Below are 776 nucleotides of genomic sequence, written 5' to 3'. Positions count from 1 at the left end.
CCCGTCCAGCACGGGCGGGGTGGAGGGGGAGTTCCGGCTGCCTCGTGAGGCCGGTGCCCGGCTGCGTGAGTTCCTTACCGCTTATGCGAGGCCGAGGGGCAAGGACGATGACCGCCCGCTGCGGGTCCGCCAGGCCGACGCGCTGTCGGCGCTGCTCAGCAAGAAGGTCACCACAGAATTGCTGGTCCTGGTCCGGGCCGAATCCCTCCCCACCGATCACCCCACACACGGCCACCCCACCACCGACCACCCCGCATATGACGCCGAGTCCGCCCATACGGCCTCCACTGCGGCGTCCGCCATGCCCGCCATGCCCGCCGCGGAGGTGCCGCCATCGCAGAGCACATCCGGGCGCGCCGACACCGCTGATCCCGATACCGCCAACGTCGACACCGCCGACACCGCTGGCTCCAGCGATACCCGGCCCGGGACACCTCAGCCCGCCCACGGCTCGACCTGCTGCGCGGGCGGCCCTCGCCACACTGCAGGCACGGGTTCCACCGGAGCGGGTACCGGTAGCGCGGACATGGGTTCGGGCGGGACGGGTACCGGTAGCGCGGACATGGGTTCGGGCGGGACGGGTACCGGTAGCGCGGACATGGGTTCGGGCGGGACGGATACCGGTAGCACGGACACGGGTTCGGCCGGGACGGATACCGGTAGCACGGACACGGGTTCGGCCGGGACGGATACCGGTAGCACGGACACGGGTTCGGGCGGGGTGGGTGCGGGGAGCGTGGGCTCGGGTGCGGGGCCGGTGCCGGAGGCGTGTGGGA

1 pseudogene is annotated in these 776 nt (G+C 72.4%); it reads left to right on the top strand.

The features are described from left to right. Positions 1–776 (top strand): annotated as a pseudogene (locus tag Aple_RS52710) (hypothetical protein); the annotation flags it as partial.

The sequence above is a fragment of the Acrocarpospora pleiomorpha genome (genome assembly GCF_009687885.1).
GTDB classification, from domain to species: domain Bacteria; phylum Actinomycetota; class Actinomycetes; order Streptosporangiales; family Streptosporangiaceae; genus Acrocarpospora; species Acrocarpospora pleiomorpha.
This window is presented reverse-complemented; position numbering and strand designations above follow the sequence as displayed.